The sequence below is a fragment of the Vibrio sp. M260118 genome (genome assembly GCF_036533755.1).
Lineage (GTDB): Bacteria > Pseudomonadota > Gammaproteobacteria > Enterobacterales > Vibrionaceae > Vibrio.
This window is the reverse complement of record NZ_JATABG010000662.1, coordinates 1-747: the sequence shown is the minus strand read 5'-3', so window position 1 is coordinate 747 and position 747 is coordinate 1. Positions and strand designations below refer to the sequence as shown.

1 protein-coding gene is annotated in these 747 nt (G+C 32.1%); it reads right to left on the bottom strand.

The features are described 5' to 3' along the window. Positions 1-651 (bottom strand): hypothetical protein (locus QTO00_RS20385; protein WP_331426368.1); only part of this gene is annotated, 651 nt, incomplete at its 3' end. Positions 652-747: the final 96 nt, after the last annotated feature.

Sequence of the window (747 nt, the reverse complement as noted above, 5' to 3'; positions counted from 1 at the left end):
GCAAGCTAAGATCAAGAAAAACAAAGCTGTACCTAAAACACCATAATCTAACAGCAGTTGGAATAATTGAATTCTTGTTCCCTGATTTAACAATGTATATTTGAACTCTTGTGCTACAGATCCTAGACGTCCACCTTGATCGCCGACATACTCAGCGCCTAATCCATGCCCAAAAACATAGTGAAAAAAGTCAGAGTTTTCTAAATATCCGTATGCAACATATATACGATAAAAGCGAGGTACATCTTTATGCAAATCAGTAAAATCAAAAAGATAGGAGTCCAAATAATCATATGTAAAAACGTCGGAAAACTCATAACCATAAAGGTTCATATATATATTGTTAAGAGCAATTAAAGAGAAAAAACCAATAATAGAAAATAATATCAAGTGGTAAAATCTTATCCTACCAACTAACACTAAAAGTAAGACAAGGGTTATAGGAAAAAGCAAAAATGTAATCTTAGTTTCATTTAAAAAAACAGGTATAAATAATAACCAATTCCATTTCACTTTATCTAATCCGTTAACAGCGGCTATAGTCGAAACATAAACAACAACTAAAAAGCTGTATAAGCTAGTACTCTTTGGACCAAACAGACCGGTAATATCATCTTGATGGTCAACTGTAAGAAATTGAAAGATGGCCACAGGTACAGATGCATACAATATAAAAACTAAGTTTTTCTTTACAAAATCAGTATGATCCTCATACAGGCATACTACTACAAAGAAAAGAAACAAGTT